Genomic DNA, 18,568 nt, shown 5'->3' with positions numbered 1-18,568 from the left:
GCCTCCCGGGCTGGGGGAACGCGGCTGCGCGGTAGGCAGCCCCCGCCGCATGTTCCCCGCAATCGGCGCCTGAAGGACCCGTTGTGGTGAGAGATGACCCGTTTGCGCGACCGCTCAGAGCAGGGTCAGCTGGGTGGGCTCGGAGCCGTCGAGCGGCTGCCGCGGCTCGCGTCGGGGGAGCTTGCGGGCCGTACCCCGGTGCGCGGGCCCGATGCCGTACTCGGCCGCCAGCTCGTGCACGTACCGGGTGATGCGGCGCTGGTACCAGGTCGGTGCGTAGGCGCCGTCCGCGTACAGCCGCTCGTAACGCCGTACGAGATGCGGGTGGTGGTGGCCCAGCCACCGCATGAACCACTCCCGGGCGCCGGGGCGCAGATGCAGGACGAGCGGGGTCACCGACGTCGCGCCGGCGGCGGCGATCGCGCGGACGGTGGCCCGCAGCTGCTCGGGGCTGTCCCCGAGGTGCGGGATCACGGGCGCCATGAGCACCCCGCAGCCGATGCCCGCCTCGCTCAGCCTCCGTACGACGTCGAGCCGGCGCTCCGGTGAGGGCGTGCCGGGCTCCACGGTCCGCCACAGCTCGGGATCGGTGAAGCCGACCGAGACCGAGACGCCGACCTCGGTGACCTCGGCCGCCTGCCGCAGCAGCTCCAGGTCGCGGAGGATCAGCGTGCCCTTCGTCAGGATCGAGAACGGGTTCGCGTGGTCGCGCAGCGCGGTCAGGATGCCGGGCATCAGCCGGTAGCGGCCCTCGGCGCGCTGGTAGCAGTCGACGTTGGTGCCCATCGCGATGTGCGCGCCGTGCCAGCGGGGCGAAACGATCTCGCGGCGCACCAGCTCCGGGGCGTTGACCTTGACGACGATCTGGGAGTCGAAGCCGAGCCCGGTGTCGAGGTCGAGATAGCTGTGGGTCTTGCGGGCGAAGCAGTAGACGCAGGCGTGCGTGCAGCCCCGGTACGGATTCACGGTCCATTCGAACGGCATCCGGGAGGCGCCGGGCACCCGGTTCACGATCGAGCGGGCCCGGATCTCGTGGAAGGTGATGCCCCGGAATTCCGGGGTGTCGAAGGTGCGGGTGGTCACCGCGTCGGCGGCGAAGAGCGCACCCGTACCGCTCGTGGGGTGGTTGGCGTTGTCTTCAGCCAGATTGTCCCAGCGCATGGACGCCTCCTCGGTAGTTCTGGACCGAGAATAGAACACTTGTTCCCATGATCGTTTTCTCCCCTTCGTCCCGGCCCGGATTTTGAGCCGGACACACAAGGTGGTTGGCTCAGCACACCCGGAAGAACCGAGTGCTGGAGGAGCAGGCATGGCGCAGGTCGAAGCCACGACGGAGCGGATCATCGCGGCGGACGCGGAGGCGGTGTTCGACGCGCTGGCCGACTACAAGGACGTCCGCGGCAAGGTGCTCCCCGCCCACTACAGCGAGTACGAGGTGCGCGAGGGCGGCGACGGCGAGGGCACCCTCGTCCACTGGAAGCTCCAGGCCACCAGCAAGCGGGTGCGCGACTGCCTCCTGGAGGTCACCGAGCCGACCGACGGGCAGCTCGTCGAGAAGGACCGGAACTCCTCGATGGTCACCACCTGGACCGTCACCCCGGCCGGCGAGGGCAGGTCCCAGGCCGTCGTCACGACTGTGTGGAACGGCGCCGGCGGCATCGGCGGCTTCTTCGAGAAGACGTTCGCGCCCAAGGGCCTCGCCCGCATCTACGACGAGCTGCTGGCGAACCTCGCCGCCGAGGTCGAGAACTGACCCCACGTCGGCGCCGCCCGGCCTCACCGGTTCGGGTGGTCTTTGCGGCGGGGCGGTTGTGCGCCGTAGTGCCTCCCACCGGGGGTTACGCCCCCTGAGTGCGCCGTCAGCGCCCCCCGTCGCGTTTGCCCTCACTTGTCGCGCGATGCGAGAAATGTGCGGCAGCGCGACGAGGGGAGCGGCACGTGGTGGGTGGCATCACACTGTTGGAGGACGAGCCCGGCGGCCCCGGGGACGCCGGGACGGCGCCCGCGCCCGCCCCGCCCCCACCGCCCCCCGCCGCGACGGAGGCCGCCGCCCCCGACCCGTCCGACGGCATCGAGACGGACCCCCGCCGCATCCGGCTGGTCTTCGTCGGGCTGATGCTCACGCTCCTGCTCGCGGCGCTCGACCAGATGATCGTCGCCACCGCGCTCCCGAAGATCGTCGGCGAGCTGCACGGCCTGGAGAAGATGTCCTGGGCGGTCACCGCCTATCTGCTGGCCTCCACGATCGGACTGCCGGTCTACGGGAAGCTCGGCGACCTCTTCGGCCGCAAGGGCGTCTTCCAGTTCGCCATCGTCGTCTTCGTCGTCGGCTCCGCGCTGGCCGGCTGGTCCCGCACGATGGACCAGCTCATCGCCTTCCGGGCGCTCCAGGGCATCGGCGGCGGCGGGCTGATGATCGGCGTGCAGGCGATCATCGCGGACGTGGTCCCGCCCCGCGAGCGCGGCCGCTTCATGGGCCTCATCGGCGCGGCCTTCGGCCTCGCGTCGGTGGCCGGGCCGCTGCTCGGCGGCTTCTTCACGGACCACGCCTCCTGGCGCTGGTGCTTCTACATCAACGTGCCGTTCGGTCTGGTCACCCTCGCCGTGATCACCGTCGTCCTCAAGCTCCCGCGCCCCACCGTCCGCCCCCGGCTCGACATCCTCGGCGCCGCCCTCCTCGCCGCCGCCTCCACCTGCCTGGTGCTGCTGACCAGCTGGGGCGGCACGGAATACGCCTGGGGCTCGGGCACCATCCTGGGGCTGGGCGCCGGAGCTGCCGGAACGACTCTGCTGTTCGTCCTCGTGGAGCGCCGCGCCCCCGAGCCGATCATCCCGCTCCGGCTGTTCCGCGACTCGATCTTCAACGTGACCGCCCTGGTCGGCGCGGTCGTCGGCGTGGCGCTGTTCGGCGCGGCCAGCTATCTGCCCACCTTCCTCCAGATGGTCGACGGGGCCACCGCCACCGAGTCCGGGCTGCTGATGCTCCCGATGATGGGCGGCATCGTGGGTGCGTCCGTGATCTCGGGCCAGCTCATCTCCCGTACCGGGCGCTACCGCGTCTACCCGATCGCGGGCAGCGCGGTCTCGGCGGTGGGCATGTGGCTGCTGTCCCGGCTCGAAACCGACACCCCGCGCCTCGAATACAGCGTCGCGCAGGCGGTCCTCGGCCTCGGAATCGGGATGATCATGCCGGTCCTGGTCCTCGCCGTGCAGAACTCCGTGCGCCCCGCCGACCTGGGCACCGCCACCAGTGCCAACAACTACTTCCGGCAGATCGGCGGCAGCGTCGGCGCCGCCGTCTTCGGCACCCTGTTCGCCGGACGCCTCGCCGACGCGCTCGCCGTCCGGCTGCCCTCCGGGGCGGACCTCCCCGACCCGGAGTCGATCAGCCCGCAGCTGGTCCACACGATGGAGCCCGCGCTGCGGGACGCCTATATCCAGGCGTACGCCGACGCGATGCCCCGGATCTTCCTCTACCTCGTGCCGGTCCTCGTGCTCGGCCTGTTCCTCGCCTTCTTCCTCAAGGAGAAACCGCTGGTGTCCCACAGCCCCGAAGCCACCGCAGGCCCCGAAGCCGCCACCGAGTACACCCCGATCCCCTCCGCCCGCACCGACGCCCCGTCCGCCGGCTACCTCTCCGGCGTCCCGGTCTCCGGCAGCGTCCAGCACTCCGACGGTACGAAGGTGCCGCGCGCCGCCCTCACCCTCATCGACGTCCAGGGCCAGCAGGTCGGCCGGGGCGCCAGCGGCGACGAGGGACGGTACGCGCTCAGCGTGCCGGGCGCCGGTTCGTACGTCCTGATCGCCGCCGCCGGGGGCCACCAGCCGCAGGCCGTCAGCGTCACCGTCGGCGAACGCCCGGTCGAGCTGGACGTGGTGCTCGGCGGCGCAGGCCGGCTCGCCGGCACCGTCGTCACGGCGGACGGGGCGCCCGTGCGGGACGCGGCCGTCACCCTGACCGACGTACGTGGCGAGGTCGTCGCCTCCACGCGCAGCGGCCGCGAGGGCGGCTATGTGATCACCGAGCTGGTCGCCGGCGAGTACACCCTCGCGGCCTCCGCCCCGGCGTTCCGGCCCGCCGCACTCCCGGTCAGCGTGCAGGCGGCCCGGGAGACCCGGCAGGACATCGAGCTGGCCGGCGGCGCCGTGCTGCGCGGCATCGTCCGGGCCACCGCCGGGCGCCCCGTCGAGGACGCCCGGGTCACGCTCCTGGACGCGGCGGGCAACGTCGTGGACACCGTGACCACGGGGCCGGACGGCGCGTTCCGCTTCGTGGACCTGTCCACCGGCGAGTACACCGTGATCGCGGCCGGCTACCCGCCCGTCGCCACGGTCCTCCAGGTCGCGGGCGGCGGGCGCACCGAACGCGACCTCCAGCTCGGCCACGAGGACTGAACGCCGGGGACGCGGCGAGCCGTTGCGCCCCGGGGTGCGCGGGGCGCACCACCCCGGCGGGGGATTCCGCCGATGACCCGCGGACGCCGGTCGCGTCCCCGTACCGTGGAGTCACGCGCCGCGGAATGCCGCGGTGAGGAAGGAGCCTTCCCCTCATGGACCTCGGTGTGCCGCCGCAGAGGACACCACTGCCGGGTGACGGCGCGGCGGGCCGCATGCCGCTCGCCGTGGCCGTGGTCGATACGGAGGGGCTCGTCTCGCACTGGTCGTCCGGGGCGAGAAGGCTCTTCGGTATCCCCCGCGAGGAGGCGGTTGGGCTCCCTGCCGGTGAACTCCTGCCTGTCTCAGGCGTGTTGAGCGGCTCCGAGGGCATGTACGGCGACGAGAGCCCCGCGCTCGACAGCTCGCTCAGCGGGGACTTCCCCTACCCGGCGTCGGGCCGGGCCCGCCTGGACGAGCCCGGGCGCGGCCGGATCGACGTCCTGTGGTGGGCCTACCCGCTCGTCGGCCCCGGACCGGCCCGGCTGCTCGTGCTCGCCGCCGACTGCGCCCCTCTGCGCGGCGTGCAGGAGGGCGAAGGCGGTCCGGCCCGTACGGTCGCCCCCGGCTTCGCCCTGCACACCGACTTCCCGGGCCACCCCGGGCTGTCCGCGCGGCTGCCCGAGATCCTGCCGAACATGAGCGTCCAGGAAGCGACCCGCATCGTCGCCCAGGTGCTCGAACTGGGCTATCCGGTCCTGGAGTTCAGCCACCACGAGCGTATCCCCGTCACCCCGGACTGGGGCGTGCCCAAGCGCGCCGGGGGACCGGTGGTGCCGAAGGAGCTGTACGGCGAGGACGCGACGGTGGTCCCCCAGCGCACCGCGCCCCGCCCCGAGCTGGACCTCGAATACGGGGCGGTCCGCGAACGGCTGGAATTCCTCAACGAGGTGAGCGGCCGCATCGGCTCCTCCCTCGACCTGGAACGCACCATCCGCGAGGTCACCAGCGCCGCCGTCCCCCGCTTCACCGACTTCGCCGGTACGCATCTGCGTGCCGCCGTCCTCGCCGGTGAGGGCTTCCCCGACGGACCGCCCGACGTCACCACCATCTGGCACCGCGTCTGGGTCGAGCACAACGACGAACCGGGCCGCTGGGACGACACCGTGCCCGTCGGCGAGGCCATCGCCTTCCCCGAACACACCCCGTTCTTCCAGTGCATGGTCACCGGCGAGCCGGTCATCGTGCCCCATGTGAGCGAGGAGCTGAGCAACCGGATCTCCGGCGAGTTCGAGAAGCGGGACCTGCGCCCCCTGATCACTCACCGCTCGCTGCTCATCGTGCCGCTCAAGGCCCGCGACGTGGTCCTCGGCTTCATGGTCCTGATGCGCCGCCCGGGCCGCGAGCCCTTCGACGACATGGACCGCACCACCGGCGCCGAACTCGCCGCGCGGGCCGGGCTCGTCCTGGACAACGCCCGCATGTACACGTACCAGGAGAACGTCGCGGAGACGCTCCAGGACAGCATGCTGCCCAAGGTCGAACCCCGCATGGCCGGCTGCGACATCGCGACCCGCTATCTGCCGGGCACCCGGCTCGGCCGGATCGGCGGCGACTGGTTCGACTCGGTCAAGCTCCCCGGCTCGCGCACCGCGCTGGTCGTCGGCGACGTCATGGGCCACGGGCTCAACTCGGCCGCGATGATGGGCCAGTTGCGGACCGCCGTGCTGACCATGGCCACCATGGAGATGCCGCCCGCCCAGCTCCTGCGCCACCTGGACGACCTCGCCCAGCGCCTCGGTGAGCAGTACCTCGCGACCTGCCTGTACGCGGTCTACGACCCGATCGCGGGCGAGCTCCAGATCGCCAACGCCGGTCACATCCCGCCCGTGCTGGTCCGCGCCGAGGACGGCCGGGCCGAACTGCTCGACCTGCCGACCGGGGCGCCCATCGGCGTCGGCGGCGTCGCCTTCGAGACCGCCACCGTACGCGTGCGCCCCGGCGACCGCCTCGTCCTGTGCACCGACGGGCTGGTCGAGGTGCGCGGCCAGGACATCGGGGCCGGGCTCGCCGCGCTCTGCGCCTCCGCCGCCCACCCCGCCGCATCCATGAACGACGCCTGCGACACCATCATCCGCGCCCTGAACACCGGCGGCGGCCGCAAGGACGACGTCGCCCTGCTGATGGCCCGGCTCAACGGCATCGCGGACGAGGACGTCGCCGAGTGGCAGCTCGCCCTCGACCCCCGCGAGGTGTCCCGGGCCCGCCGCCTGGTGCGCGGCCAACTCCTCGACTGGGACCTGCCCGACGCCGTGGAGGCGGCCGAGCTGATGGTCAGCGAGCTGGTCACCAACGCCTTCAAGCACGGGCGCACCCACCACATCGGGCTCCGCCTCGTCCGCACCGACGCGCTGCTGTGCGAGGTCAGCGACGACGAACCGGCCCCCGCCTCGCTCCTCGGGGCCACCGAGAACGACGAATTCGGCCGCGGTCTCATGGTGGTGAGCAGCCTCGCCAGGGAGTGGGGCACCAGCGGCACCGGGCGCGGCAAGACCGTCTGGTTCGAGCTGGCCCTGCCTCGGGTGCCCCGCCCGCGTACCAACAGCAGGAGATCGTAAGGAGGTTGTGTCCGCACCCTTGCCCCGGGACACCTCTGGGCAGTAGTCCCTGGCTGAGCACGATGAGCCTGTACGACGGGACTGGGGAGTACGCATGGGTGTGTCACCGCAATACCGCGCGGCGTGGGAAGGCTACTGGGCGTCCACCTCAGACGAGCCCGGGAATGCGATCTGGGACTCCGGCCCGGATCTGAGCGCGGTCCCGCACAGCCGGCTGCTCCTGCCGCACGCCGACGCCACCCTGCCCGTCGTGGACCTCGGCTGCGGCAACGGCACCCAGACCCGCCACCTCGCCACCCTCTTCCCCCGCGCCCTCGGCGTGGACCTCTCGGAGGCGGCGATCGAGCACGCCCGGAAGGCGGACCCGGGGGAGACCGCCGCGTACGAGACGCTCGACCTCACCGACGCCGACGCCGTGCGCGCCCTGCACGCGCGCACCGGCGACATGAACGTGTACATGCGGGCGGTGATCCACCAGAGCGACCCCGAGGCGCGCCCCGCCGTCGCCGCCGCCGTGGCCACGCTCCTCGGCACACGCGGCCGGGCCTTCGTCGCCGAGCTGACCCCCGCGTCCAAGGACGTCCTGCAACGCGCCGCCCAGGGCCCGAGCGGGCCGGGGCCGAAGCTGCGCCGGGTCTTCGAGCACGGGCTGAAGCCGGCGAGCGCCACCGACGAGGAGATCCCCCAGCTGCTGGCGGACGCCGGGCTGACCGTCCTGGACAGCGGCGACACGGTCCTGCCGCAGACCGAGAACCTGCCCGACGGGACCCGGATCGACCTCCCGGCGAGGTGGTTCGTCCTGGCCACCGGCTGACCCCGGGCGCCGGGGGCCCCGCGCGGCCCCCGGCTCAGCTCGCCGTCCCGTCCCGCAGCAGCGCCATCAGGGCGCGCGCCCCCGGGCTCAGCGCCCGAGCCTCGGGAAGTACCACGGCACTCTCGTAGAACGCCTCACCGGCGCCCTCCGGCCGCACCGCGACGAGTCCGTGCGCCTCGGGCTTCCGGGAGAAGTGGTGTGGCACGAGCGCGATGCCCAGCTGCTCGTGGACCAGCTCCAGCAGGCTGTGTACGTCGGTGACCTCCAGGGCCACCGTGCGCCGCACCCCGGCCGCCGTGAAGGCGGCGTCGGCCGCGCGGCGCGGGCCGAAGTCCGGGTGGAAGTCGATGAACGGCTCACCGGACAGCTCCGCCCAGGCCGCCCGGTCCGCCGCCGCCAGCCGGTGGCCCGGCGCGCACAGCAGCACCATGGGCTCCCGGGCCAGCGGGACCAGCTCCCCGCGCCAGCCCACCGGGTCCACCGTCGCGGCGAACGCGATGTCCAGCCGGCCGCCCGCCACCCCCGCCACCAGGCTCGCCGTGCCCTCCTGTCGCAGCCGGATCTCCATGTGCGGGTGGGCGTGGTGGAAGGCGGCGAGCAGCCGGGGCAGCCGCAACCCGGCCACACACTGCTCCACGCCCACCGACAGGGTCCCCCGCAGCAGCCCGCGTACCGCGTCGACGGCCTCCCTCGCGGCCCGCACCCCGGCCAGGGTGCGTTCCGCCTCGACCAGCAGGGCGCGCCCCGCCTCGGTCAGCCGTACGCTGCGCGTGGTCCGGCTGAACAGCGGGGTCCGTAGCTCCTGCTCCAGCGCCCGTACGGAGGCGGAGAGCCCGGACTGCGAGACGGCGACCCGCTCCGCCGCCCGGGTGAAATGCCGTTCCTCGGCGACGGCCACGAAATGTTCCAGCTGGCGCAACTCCATGATTGAGAACTCTAGGCCCTGAATCCAAGCGGAATCTCCTGTTGGACTACTGGATCGAAGTGGGCCAGCCTGGGGGTGTCCTGCCGATCGTGGCCGGAACACCTCTCCCATGGAGCCCGCATGTACATCCCGTCCGCCGACCGTTACGAGAACATGCCCTACCGGCGCACCGGGCGCAGCGGCCTGAAGCTGCCCGCCCTCTCGCTCGGCCTGTGGCACAACTTCGGCGGGGATCGGACACCGCAGACCCAGGGCGAGATCCTGCGCCGGGCCTTCGACCTCGGCATCACCCACTTCGACCTGGCCAACAACTACGGTCCGCCGCCCGGCTCCGCCGAGACCGCGATGGGCAGGGCGCTCGCCACGGACTTCGCCGCCCACCGGGACGAGATCATCGTCTCCACCAAGGCCGGCTACCTGATGTGGGACGGCCCGTACGGCGAGTGGGGCTCGCGCAAGAACCTGCTCTCCTCGCTGGACCAGAGCCTCACCCGGCTCGGCCTGGACTACGTGGACATCTTCTACTCGCACCGGCCCGACCCCGAGACCCCGCTCGAAGAGACCATGGGCGCGCTCGACGCGGCGGTGCGCCAGGGCAAGGCGCTCTACGTCGGCGTCTCCAACTACTCACCCGAGCAGACCCGCGAGGCCGCCCGCATCCTGAAGGACCTCGGCACCCCGCTCCTGATCCACCAGCCCCGCTACTCGATGCTCGACCGCCGCCCCGAGGACGGACTGCTCACCGCCCTGGACGAACTGGGCGTCGGTTCCATCGCGTACTCCCCGCTGGAACAGGGCATCCTCTCCGACCGCTACCTCAACGGCATCCCGGAGGGCTCCCGGGCCGCCGGCAGCAGCCCCTTCCTGTCGGCCGAGGCGGTCACCCCGGACCTGGTGTCCCGGCTCCGCGAGCTCAACGAGCTCGCCGCCGCGCGCGGCCAGTCGCTCGCCCAGCTGGCCCTGGCCTGGGTGCTGCGCGGCGGGCGCGTCACCTCCGCCGTGGTCGGCGCGAGCAGCGTCGCCCAGCTGGAGAACAACGTCGAGACGGTCCGCAACCTGGACTTCACCGACAAGGAGCTCGCCCGGATCGAGAAGCTGCTGAAGGGCGCCAAGCGGGGCTGACGCCCGTCGCCCGCGGCGGCCCGCACCGGCCGCCGCGGGCGCCATTGGATTGGACCTGTGGCGTACTCGACAGCCCTGGCCTGGGCGTTCATCGGCGCGTACCGTGTGGCCGCATGAAGATCCTCGTCAGCGCCGACATGGAAGGCGCCACCGGCGTGACCTGGCCGGCCGACGTGCTGCCCGGCACGCCGCAGTGGGAGCGGTGCCGCTCCCTGTTCACCTCCGACGTCAACGCCGCAGCCCTCGGCTTCTTCGACGGGGGAGCGGACGAGGTGCTGATCAACGAGGCGCACTGGACCATGCGCAACCTGCTCCTGGAGAGACTGGACGACCGCGTCCAGATGCTCACCGGCAAGCACAAGTCGCTCAGCATGGTCGAGGGCATCCAGCACGGGGACGTCGACGCGGTCGCCTTCGTCGGCTACCACACGGGCGCCGGTACGGAGGGTGTCCTCGCCCACACCTACCTCGCCAACTCCATCACCGGGGTCTGGCTGAACGGCGTCCGGGCCAGCGAGGGCCTGCTCAACGCGCACGTCGCCGCCGAGTACGGCGTCCCCGTCGTCCTCGTCACCGGCGACGACCTGACCTGCGTGGACGCCGAGGGGTACGCCCCCGACGCGGCGAAGGTCGCCGTCAAGGACTACGTGTCGCGCTACGCGGCCGTCTGCCGCACCCCCGCCCGGACCGCCGCCGACATCCGGGCGGCCGCCGCCCGGGCCGTCCCCCTGGCCGGGCGGTACACACCGGTGGAGGGCGGCCCGTTCACCGTGGAGCTGGAGTTCGACGCCGAGCACCTGGCCGCCGCGGCCACCGTCGTACCCGGTGTGGCGCCGAGCGGCGAGAGGCGGGTCTCCTACACCAGCGCGACGATGTACGAAGGTATCCGCACGTTCAAGGCGGTGACGACGATCGTCTCGTCCGCCGTGGAGGAGCAGTATGGCTGAGGCGACCGCCCCCCAGGACTCCGTCGACGCCCTGGCGCTCGACGAATCGGTGACGTTCACCTCCGAACTGATCCGCATCGACACCACCAACCGGGGCGACGGCGACTGCCGCGAACGCCCCGCCGCCGAGTACGTCGCCGAGCGCCTGGCCGCCACCGGCCTGGAACCCGCCCTCCTGGAACGCACCCCCGGCCGCACCAACGTGGTCGCCCGGATCCCCGGCACCGACCCGTCCGCCCCCGCCCTCCTGGTCCACGGCCACCTGGACGTGGTGCCGGCCGAAGCCGCCGACTGGACCGTGCACCCCTTCTCCGGGGAGGTCCGCGACGGGACCGTGTGGGGGCGCGGCGCCATCGACATGAAGAACATGGACGCGATGGTCCTGGCCGTCGTCCGGTTCTGGGCCCGGGCCGGGATCCGCCCGCGCCGCGACATCGTCCTCGCGTACACCGCCGACGAGGAGGCCAGCGCCGAGGACGGCTCCGGCTTCCTCGCCGACCGGCACGCCGCCCTCTTCGACGGCTGTACGGAGGGCATCAGCGAGTCCGGTGCCTTCACCTTCCACGCCGGACCCAACATGCCGCTGTACCCCATCGGCGCCGGCGAACGCGGCACCGGGTGGCTGAAGCTCACCGCACACGGCAAGGCCGGCCACGGTTCCAAGGTGAACCGGGCCAACGCGGTCACCGCGCTCGCCGCCGCCGTCACCCGCATCGGCGAGCACGAGTGGCCCGTCCGCCTCACCCCCACGGTCCGGGCGGCGCTCACCGAGATCGCCGCGCTCCACGGCATCCACCCGGACCTGGACGCGCCCGGCTTCGACGTGGACGAACTCCTCGGCAAGATCGGACCGGCCGCGGCGCTCGTCGCCCCGACCGTCCGCAACAGCTCCAACCCGACGATGCTGAACGCCGGTTACAAGGTCAACGTCATCCCGGGCCACGCCACCGCCCACATCGACGGCCGGACCGTCCCCGGCGGCGACGAGGAGTTCCACGCCACCCTGGACCGGCTCACCGGGCCCTCGGTCGACTGGGAGTTCGCCCACCGGGAGGTCGCCCTCCAGGCCCCGGTCGACTCACCCACGTACGCCAAACTCCGGGCCGCCGTCGAACGGTTCGACCCGGAGGGGCACGTCGTGCCGTACTGCATGTCCGGCGGCACCGACGCCAAGCAGTTCTCCCGGCTCGGCATCACCGGCTACGGCTTCTCGCCGCTCAAGCTGCCCGTCGGCTTCGACTACCAGGCCCTCTTCCACGGCGTGGACGAACGCGTCCCCGTCGACGCGCTGCACTTCGGCGTCCGGGTCCTGGACCACTACCTGCGCACCGCCTGAACCACTCGGGGGAGACCGACACCCATGCCCACCGCACAGCCCCACGGCAGCTGGACCTCGCCGATCGACGCCGCACTGGCCGCCTCCCACGACGGACGGCCCGAGTACACCGGCGCGGTCGGTGACGAGCTGTGGTGCACCGAGCCGCGCCCCGCCGAGGCCGGCCGGCGCGCCCTGGTCCGCCGCACCGCCGACGGCGCCACCACCGAACTGCCCGCCCCCTGGGACGTCCGCAGCCGGGTCATCGAGTACGGCGGACAGCCCTGGGCCGGCACCGAGCGGGCGGAGGGCGGCCCGCTGGTCGTCTTCGTCCACTTCGCCGACCAGCGGCTGTACGCCTACGAACCCGACGGCGACCGCGAACCGTGGCCACTCACCCCGGTCTCCGCCGTCGGCGGCGGACTGCGCTGGGTCGACCCTCGCCTCCACCCGGACCGGGGCGCGGCCGGCGAGGTGTGGTGCGTCCTGGAGGAGTTCACCGGCGAGGCACCCACCGCGCTGCGCCGGGTCCTGGCCGCCGTGCCCCTGGACGGATCGGCGGCCGGCGACCGGTCCGCCGTACGCGAACTCAGCGACGGGCGGCACCGGTTCGTCACCGGCCCCGAGGTGTCACCGGACGGGCGGCGCGCCGCCTGGATCGGCTGGGACCACCCGCGCATGCCCTGGGACGGCACCGAGGTGCTGGTCGCGGACATCGGCGACGACGGCACCTTCCACGGCGCCCGGGCCGTCGCCGGCGGCCCCGAGGAATCCGTGCCCCAGGTCCAGTGGACCGCTGACGGAGAACTGCTTCTGGCGAGCGACCGCAGCGGCTGGTGGAACCTGTGCCGGCTCGACCCGGACACCGGTGAGACCCGGGAACTCTGCCCGCACGAGGAGGAGTTCGCCGGGCCGCTGTGGAAGATCGGGCTCGTCTGGTTCCGCCCCCTGGACAACGGACTGATCGCCGTCCTGCACGGCAAGGGCACCACCACGCTCGGCATACTCGACCCGCAGAGCTGCGAACTGGTCGACATCGCCGGACCGTGGACCGAGTGGGTGCCGACGCTCACCGTGCGCGGCTCCCGTGTCACCGGGGTCGCCGCGAGTCCGCACAGCGGCTACGAGATCGTGGAGCTGGACACCGCCACCGGGCACACCCGGATCATCGGCACCCCGCACGAGGACGCCGTCGACCCCGCGTACTACCCGGAACCGGTCCTGCGCACCTTCACCGGACCCGGCGGACGCGAGATCCACGCCCAGATCTACCCGCCGCGCAACCCCGAACACACGGGCCCCGAGGGCGCGTTGCCGCCCTACGTGGTGTGGGCCCACGGCGGTCCCACCGGGCATGCCGCCCTCGTCCTGGACCTGGAGATCGCCTACTTCACCTCGCGCGGCATCGGCGTCGCCGAGGTGAACTACGGGGGCTCAGCCGGATACGGCCGTGCCTACCGCGACCGGCTGCGCGAGCAGTGGGGCGTCGTGGACGTGGAGGACTGCGCCGCCGTCGCCGGGACGCTCGCCGCCGAGGGCACCGCCGATCCGGACCGGCTCGCCATCCGGGGCGGCAGCGCCGGCGGCTGGACCAGCGCAGCCTCGCTGACCGGCACCGACGTCTACGCCTGCGGCACCATCATCTACCCCATCCTCGACCTCGCGGGCTGGGGCACCGACGAGACCCACGACTTCGAGTCCCAGTACCTGGAATCGCTGGTCGGCCCCCTCGCCGAGGTCCCCGAGCGCTACCGGGAACGCTCCCCGGTCGGCCGCACCGACCGGCTCACCGTGCCGTTCCTGCTCCTCCAGGGCGAGGACGACCCCATCTGCCCACCCGTGCAGTGCGAGCGCTTCCTCGCCGCCGTCGAGGGGCGTGGCATCCCGCACGCGTACCGCACCTATCCGGGCGAGGGCCACGGCTTCCGCCGCGCCACCACGATGATCGACGCGCTGGAGTCCGAACTCTCCCTGTACGCACAGGTGTTCGGCTTCGACCGGACCGATGTGGCCACCCTGGAGCTGAAGCGGTGACCGTCACCGCGCCGACCCGCCCCGCCCGGCTGCGCCCCGGGGCCCGGGTCGCCGTCGTCTCGCCGAGCGGGCCCGTCCCCGCCGACCGGCTGGAACCCGGCCTGGACATCCTGCGCGGCTGGGGGCTCGACCCCGTGCCGATGCCCCATGTGCTGGACGTGCACCGGGACCTGGACTACCTCGCCGGTGCCGACGAGGTCCGGGCCCGGGACCTCCAGGAGGCCTGGTGCGACCCGTCCGTGGACGCGGTGATCTGCGCGCGCGGCGGATACGGGGCGCACCGCATGGTGGACCTGGTGGACTGGGCGGCGGTCCGGGAGGCCGGGCCCAAGGCGTTCGTCGGCTACAGCGACGTCACCGTGCTCCACGAGGCGTTCGCGCTGCGGGCCGGGTTCGCCACGCTGCACGGCCCCATGGCGGGTACCGAGACCTTCCTCAAGGACCCCCGCACCCAGGAGTCCCTGCGGGCCACGCTCTTCGAGCCGGAGACCCAGCTGACCCTGGGCCTGGAGGACGCCAGGGCGCTGGTGCCGGGCCGGGCGCGCGGCATCACCTACGGCGGCTGTGTGAGCCTGCTCGCCGCCGACCTCGGCACCCCGCACGCCCGTCGCTCGGCCCGGGGCGGGCTGCTCGTCATCGAGGACACCACCGAGGACCCGTACAGCCTGGACCGCATCCTCACCCAGCTGCTGCGGGCCGGGGCGCTCGACGGGATCGCCGGGGTGGCCTGCGGGTCCTGGGCGGGGTGCGGACCGTACGAGCGGGTGCGGGCGGTGCTCGCTGACCGGCTGGGCGCGCTGGGCGTCCCGGTCGTGGAGGAGCTGGGCTTCGGGCACGGGCCCACCGGGCTCACGATCCCGCTCGGGGTGCCGGCGGTGCTGGACGCCCCGGCCGACGGCCCGGCCACCCTCACCGTCGAGGTGCCCGCACTGCTCTGACCTGCGAAGGGAGCCGCCCCCGTCACCCGAACGGCCGAACATCTCCGCCGGTGGGTGCGGGGGCGGAGCCATGCTGGAACCCCGGGGCGACGGCCGTACCAGGGCCGGGAAAGGGGCTGCTCATGAGCCCGAAGGACGTGTCGAGCAGCGGGAAGAGCGGCAGCGGGGCCTTCACCCCGGCCCGCATCCTGGTCCTCGTGATCGCGGTCCTGTCGATCGTGTTCATCGCCGAGAACACCAAGGACGTCGAGGTGCGCCTCATCGTCCCGCTGGTGACGGCGCCGCTCTACGTATGGCTGGTCGTGATGTTCGTGGCGGGCATGGCGTGCGGCGCCTACGTCTTCCGCAGGCGGCCCAAGTAGCGGCGCGGGCGGCGGCGGTACGGGGCAGGGTTCGCCGAACCTGCCCCGTACCGCCGTTCTAAGCTGGTGCGATGTCCGACACCCGCCCTCTCGCCGAGGGGCCTCGCACGGCGATCCGCCCCTTCACCCTCGGCGACGCCGACGAATTCACCGCCCGGGCCCGGGAGAGCGCCGCCCTGCACCGGCCTTGGCTCTTCCCGCCCGCCACCCCGGAGACCTACGCCGCCTACGCGGGCGTGCTCATCGAGGACCCGGCGAAGGCCGGGTTCCTGGTGTGCGAGCGGGACGCGGCGGGCGGGCCCGGGGCGATCGCCGGGTTCATCAACATCAACAACATCGTCGCCGGAGCCTTCCGCTGCGGCGCCCTCGGCTACGGCGCCTTCGCGCACGCGGCCGGGCGCGGCCTCATGCGCGAGGGGCTGGAACTCGTCCTGGACCACGCCTTCGGGCCGCTCGCCCTGCACCGCCTCGAGGCCAACATCCAGCCGGACAACGCGGCGTCGATCGGGCTGGTGCGCCGGGCGGGCTTCCGGCTCGAAGGCTTCTCGCCGGACTTCCTGTACATCGACGGCGCCTGGCGCGACCACGAACGCTGGGCGATCACCGCCGACATGCGCTGACCGCCCGACGCCGACTACTTGACCAGGCTGCGCGCCGCGTCCGCGATGTGCGTGCGCGAGATCCCCGCCGCGTCGAGCAGCTCCGCCGTGGTGCCGGACCCCGGGAGGTTGCTCCCGGCGAGGTGGACGAAGCCCGGGTGGCTGCCGGACTCCGCGAGCGACGACAGCACCGCCTCGCCGATGCCGCCCTCGGGGTGGTGGTCCTCGACGACGACCAGGGCGCCGGTCTCCCGGGCCGCGAGCGCCAGCGCGTCGGCGTCGACCGGCTTGACGGAGTAGAGGTCGATGACCCGGGCCCGTACGCCCTGTCCGGCCAGCAGATCGGCGGCGGCCAGGCACTCGTGCAGCGTGACACCGGCGCCGACCAGGGTGACCTGGTCGGCGTCGCCGTGGCGCAGGGTCTTGGAGCCGCCCACGGGGAACGCCTCCTCGCTCCCGTACAGCACCGGGTAGGCGCCGCGTGTGGTGCGCAGGTACGAGATGCCGTCGAGGTCCGCCATCGCCACGGTCAGGGCCGCCGCCGAGGTCGCGTCGCTCGGGTAGAACACGGTCGAACCGCGCACCGCGCGCATCATCGCCAGGTCCTCGACGCCCATCTGCGAGGGCCCGTCCGCACCGATCTCCACCCCGCTGTGCGTACCGCAGAGCGCCATCGTGATGTCCGAGACGGCCGCCATGCGGATGAAGTCGTGCGCCCGGGTGAGGAACGCCGCGAACGTCGTCGCGTACGGGCGGAAGCCGCGCACGGCCATGCCGACGGCCTCGGCGACCATCTGCTGCTCCGCGATGTACGTCTGGAAGAAGCGGTCCGGGTACGCCTTCTTGAAGTCCTCCGAGTGCGTGGAGTTGCCGACCTCGGCATCCAGGGCGACGACCTCGGGCCGCGCGCCGAGCGCCACCAGCGCCTTGCCGAAGGCGACCCGGGTGGCGATCTCGTCGCCCTTCTCGAAGCGCGGCAGCTCCACGGTGCCGCCGGTGCGCTTCGCGGCGGGCGCGGCCTTCGGCGGCCGGGGGCCCTCCACCCGCAGATCGCGGACGCCGCCCAGCTCCTCGATCGCGCGCCCGGCCAGGTCCTCCGGGAGCGGCTTGCCGTGCCAGCCCTCCTTGTCGGCGACCTCGCTGACCCCGCGCCCCTTGACCGTCTTCGCGACGATCACGGTGGGGGCGGTGCCGTCCGCCGCCGTTTTCAGGGCCTGGTCGACCTCGGTCAGGTCGTGGCCGTCGACCACGAGGGCGCGGCAGCCGAAGGCCTCCACCCGGCGGGCGTAGGTGTCGGTGTCCCATTCCAGCTCGGTGGGTCCCGACTGGCCGAGGCGGTTGACGTCGATGATCGCGGTGAAATTGCCCAGCTGGTGCTGGCCGGCCTTGTCCAGGGCCTCCCAGACGGACCCCTCGGCCATCTCGCTGTCCCCGCACAGCACCCACACCCGGTACGGCTGGTTCTCCAGGTCCCGCCCGGCGAGAGCGATGCCCACCCCGTAGGCGATGCCCTGGCCCAGCGAGCCGGTCGCCACGTCCACCCAGGGCAGCTCCGGCGTGGGGTGGCCCTGGAGGCGGTGGCCGAAGCGGCGGTACGTCGTCATCAGCTCCTCGTCGGTGATGGCACCGGCCGCCTTGAACATGGCGTAGAGGAGCGGCGAGGCATGGCCCTTGGAGAAGACCAGGTGGTCGCCGGCCGGGTTCTCGGGCGCGTTCCAGTCGTACCGCAGATGGCGGGTCATGAGGACCGCCATCAGGTCGGCCGCCGACAGGCTGGACGTGGGGTGCCCGGACCCCGCCGAGGTGCTGGCGCGCACCGAGTCCACCCGCAGCTGCTGGGCGAGCTCGAAGACCTCGGTGAGATCGCTGTCGGGGCCGAGCGTGGTCTGTTCGCTGGTCATGGGCCGGACCTTTCGCGTGAGGGCGGGACGACGGAACGGGTTCCCGAATCCGCGCGGTCCATCACCTTCCCGGGGCAGGTTGCCCTCCATCGGGCGCCCGGCCCGGCGTCACCGCCGCTTGTAGTTGATCTTCATCGTGTCCATGTCCGTCGCCGTGGACCGCAGCTCGCCGTGCCCGTACCCCGCATCGCGGAGCGTCGTCCGCGCCCGGTCCTCGGCGAGGGCGCCGGCCATCTCCTCGCCGTCCTCGGCGTCCGAGACGACCACATAGCGGAAGCTGAAGTGCTTGAGGACCCGGTCGTAGGTGAGCGACCCCTCCTCGGTGAACTGCATCGCGGCGAGACCGTGCTCCTCGACCTCGGCCAGCAGCCGTTCGCGCGCCGCGTCCGTCAGATCCTGGAACGTGCCGCGCACGATCACCCGGTAGGTGTGCTGCGTACTCATCTGTCGCGCTGTCCCTCTCGCCCGCCGTGTCCGGTGTCCGCAGCGAGCGTACGGGGGCGGGGAGCGGGACGGAAACGGAATTCCGGGCGCCGAGACACCCCTTGTCGGGGCGGCGACCGGCGTGTTCCATGGTCATCGGGGGGGCGCCCGGACCTGTGGCGGCCCGCGCGAGGGA

At 72.9% G+C, this 18,568-nt stretch carries 15 protein-coding genes; 11 read left to right on the top strand and 4 right to left on the bottom strand.

Annotation, left to right across the window (positions count from 1 at the left end):
• Nucleotides 1–114 precede the first annotated feature (114 nt).
• The gene (locus ACFZAT_RS09915; protein WP_391262524.1) at nucleotides 115–1,161 is read right to left on the bottom strand and encodes an Rv2578c family radical SAM protein; all 1,047 of its coding nucleotides are present in this window, start codon (nucleotides 1,159–1,161) and stop codon (nucleotides 115–117) included.
• Nucleotides 1,162–1,309: 148 nt separating this feature from the next.
• Here ACFZAT_RS09915 and ACFZAT_RS09910 point away from each other — a divergent pair, with 148 nt between their 5' ends.
• From ACFZAT_RS09910 to ACFZAT_RS09895, 4 genes are all read left to right on the top strand, one after another.
• The gene (locus ACFZAT_RS09910) at nucleotides 1,310–1,753 is read left to right on the top strand and encodes an SRPBCC family protein (RefSeq protein ID WP_391262522.1); all 444 of its coding nucleotides are present in this window, start codon (nucleotides 1,310–1,312) and stop codon (nucleotides 1,751–1,753) included.
• 185 nt (nucleotides 1,754–1,938) lie between these two features.
• Complete coding sequence (locus ACFZAT_RS09905) at nucleotides 1,939–4,395, top strand: DHA2 family efflux MFS transporter permease subunit (RefSeq protein ID WP_391262520.1); 2,457 nt, start codon at nucleotides 1,939–1,941, stop codon at nucleotides 4,393–4,395.
• A 155-nt stretch (nucleotides 4,396–4,550) separates the two neighbouring features.
• Entirely contained in the window at nucleotides 4,551–6,992 is a 2,442-nt protein-coding gene (locus ACFZAT_RS09900; protein WP_391262518.1) for a SpoIIE family protein phosphatase, read from the top strand.
• 94 nt (nucleotides 6,993–7,086) lie between these two features.
• Nucleotides 7,087–7,806: a methyltransferase domain-containing protein gene (locus ACFZAT_RS09895; protein WP_391262516.1), complete on the top strand. Its 720-nt coding sequence runs from the start codon at nucleotides 7,087–7,089 to the stop codon at nucleotides 7,804–7,806.
• Between the two features lie 34 nt (nucleotides 7,807–7,840).
• Here the strand turns inward: ACFZAT_RS09895 and ACFZAT_RS09890 are convergent, their stop codons facing one another.
• The gene (locus ACFZAT_RS09890; RefSeq protein WP_391262514.1) at nucleotides 7,841–8,731 is read right to left on the bottom strand and encodes a LysR substrate-binding domain-containing protein; all 891 of its coding nucleotides are present in this window, start codon (nucleotides 8,729–8,731) and stop codon (nucleotides 7,841–7,843) included.
• 120 nt (nucleotides 8,732–8,851) lie between these two features.
• Here ACFZAT_RS09890 and ACFZAT_RS09885 point away from each other — a divergent pair, with 120 nt between their 5' ends.
• From ACFZAT_RS09885 to ACFZAT_RS09855, 7 genes are all read left to right on the top strand, one after another.
• Nucleotides 8,852–9,853, top strand: coding sequence for an aldo/keto reductase (locus tag ACFZAT_RS09885; RefSeq protein ID WP_391262512.1), 1,002 nt, complete (start codon nucleotides 8,852–8,854; stop codon nucleotides 9,851–9,853).
• A gap of 113 nt (nucleotides 9,854–9,966) precedes the next feature.
• The gene (locus ACFZAT_RS09880) at nucleotides 9,967–10,800 is read left to right on the top strand and encodes a M55 family metallopeptidase (protein WP_391262511.1); all 834 of its coding nucleotides are present in this window, start codon (nucleotides 9,967–9,969) and stop codon (nucleotides 10,798–10,800) included.
• Complete coding sequence (locus ACFZAT_RS09875; protein ID WP_391262509.1) at nucleotides 10,793–12,136, top strand: M20/M25/M40 family metallo-hydrolase; 1,344 nt, start codon at nucleotides 10,793–10,795, stop codon at nucleotides 12,134–12,136. Before ACFZAT_RS09880 ends, ACFZAT_RS09875 begins: the two co-directional genes overlap by 8 nt.
• A 24-nt stretch (nucleotides 12,137–12,160) precedes the next feature.
• On the top strand, nucleotides 12,161–14,149 hold the full coding sequence (locus ACFZAT_RS09870) for a prolyl oligopeptidase family serine peptidase (protein WP_391262507.1): 1,989 nt from the start codon (nucleotides 12,161–12,163) through the stop codon (nucleotides 14,147–14,149).
• On the top strand, nucleotides 14,146–15,087 hold the full coding sequence (locus ACFZAT_RS09865; RefSeq protein WP_391262505.1) for an LD-carboxypeptidase: 942 nt from the start codon (nucleotides 14,146–14,148) through the stop codon (nucleotides 15,085–15,087). The genes ACFZAT_RS09870 and ACFZAT_RS09865 overlap by 4 nt, the downstream gene beginning before the upstream one ends.
• A gap of 122 nt (nucleotides 15,088–15,209) precedes the next feature.
• Nucleotides 15,210–15,449, top strand: coding sequence for a DUF1049 domain-containing protein (locus ACFZAT_RS09860; protein ID WP_265539301.1), 240 nt, complete (start codon nucleotides 15,210–15,212; stop codon nucleotides 15,447–15,449).
• A 71-nt stretch (nucleotides 15,450–15,520) separates the two neighbouring features.
• A complete protein-coding gene (locus ACFZAT_RS09855) occupies nucleotides 15,521–16,069 on the top strand; it encodes a GNAT family N-acetyltransferase (protein ID WP_391262503.1) in 549 nt (182 codons plus the stop codon).
• Between the two features lie 14 nt (nucleotides 16,070–16,083).
• On the opposite strand, the gene ACFZAT_RS09850 is transcribed toward ACFZAT_RS09855, so the two are convergent.
• Both ACFZAT_RS09850 and ACFZAT_RS09845 read right to left on the bottom strand, forming a co-directional pair.
• Complete coding sequence (locus ACFZAT_RS09850; RefSeq protein WP_391262501.1) at nucleotides 16,084–17,949, bottom strand: transketolase; 1,866 nt, start codon at nucleotides 17,947–17,949, stop codon at nucleotides 16,084–16,086.
• A gap of 108 nt (nucleotides 17,950–18,057) precedes the next feature.
• On the bottom strand, nucleotides 18,058–18,393 hold the full coding sequence (locus tag ACFZAT_RS09845) for a DUF6204 family protein (RefSeq protein WP_391262499.1): 336 nt from the start codon (nucleotides 18,391–18,393) through the stop codon (nucleotides 18,058–18,060).
• Between the last annotated feature and the right edge of the window lie 175 nt (nucleotides 18,394–18,568).

This window comes from Streptomyces sp. NPDC008163 (assembly GCF_042956885.1).
GTDB classification, from domain to species: domain Bacteria; phylum Actinomycetota; class Actinomycetes; order Streptomycetales; family Streptomycetaceae; genus Streptomyces; species Streptomyces drozdowiczii_A.
Note: the sequence above shows the minus strand (reverse complement) of the source record. Positions and strands in the feature narration are given on the sequence as shown.

Excerpts from the sequence above, each read along its gene's own strand:
- ACFZAT_RS09895 (WP_391262516.1), top strand. The coding sequence starts at position 7,087 with ATGGGTGTGTCACCGCAATACCGCGCGGCGTGGGAAGGCTACTGGGCG.
- ACFZAT_RS09860 (WP_265539301.1), top strand. The coding sequence starts at position 15,210 with ATGAGCCCGAAGGACGTGTCGAGCAGCGGGAAGAGCGGCAGCGGGGCC.
- ACFZAT_RS09845 (WP_391262499.1), bottom strand. The coding sequence starts at position 18,393 with ATGAGTACGCAGCACACCTACCGGGTGATCGTGCGCGGCACGTTCCAG.
- ACFZAT_RS09890 (WP_391262514.1), bottom strand. The coding sequence starts at position 8,731 with ATGGAGTTGCGCCAGCTGGAACATTTCGTGGCCGTCGCCGAGGAACGG.
- ACFZAT_RS09885 (WP_391262512.1), top strand. The coding sequence starts at position 8,852 with ATGTACATCCCGTCCGCCGACCGTTACGAGAACATGCCCTACCGGCGC.
- ACFZAT_RS09880 (WP_391262511.1), top strand. The coding sequence starts at position 9,967 with ATGAAGATCCTCGTCAGCGCCGACATGGAAGGCGCCACCGGCGTGACC.
- ACFZAT_RS09870 (WP_391262507.1), top strand. The coding sequence starts at position 12,161 with ATGCCCACCGCACAGCCCCACGGCAGCTGGACCTCGCCGATCGACGCC.
- ACFZAT_RS09850 (WP_391262501.1), bottom strand. The coding sequence starts at position 17,949 with ATGACCAGCGAACAGACCACGCTCGGCCCCGACAGCGATCTCACCGAG.
- ACFZAT_RS09900 (WP_391262518.1), top strand. The coding sequence starts at position 4,551 with ATGGACCTCGGTGTGCCGCCGCAGAGGACACCACTGCCGGGTGACGGC.
- ACFZAT_RS09915 (WP_391262524.1), bottom strand. The coding sequence starts at position 1,161 with ATGCGCTGGGACAATCTGGCTGAAGACAACGCCAACCACCCCACGAGC.
- ACFZAT_RS09875 (WP_391262509.1), top strand. The coding sequence starts at position 10,793 with ATGGCTGAGGCGACCGCCCCCCAGGACTCCGTCGACGCCCTGGCGCTC.
- ACFZAT_RS09855 (WP_391262503.1), top strand. The coding sequence starts at position 15,521 with ATGTCCGACACCCGCCCTCTCGCCGAGGGGCCTCGCACGGCGATCCGC.
- ACFZAT_RS09910 (WP_391262522.1), top strand. The coding sequence starts at position 1,310 with ATGGCGCAGGTCGAAGCCACGACGGAGCGGATCATCGCGGCGGACGCG.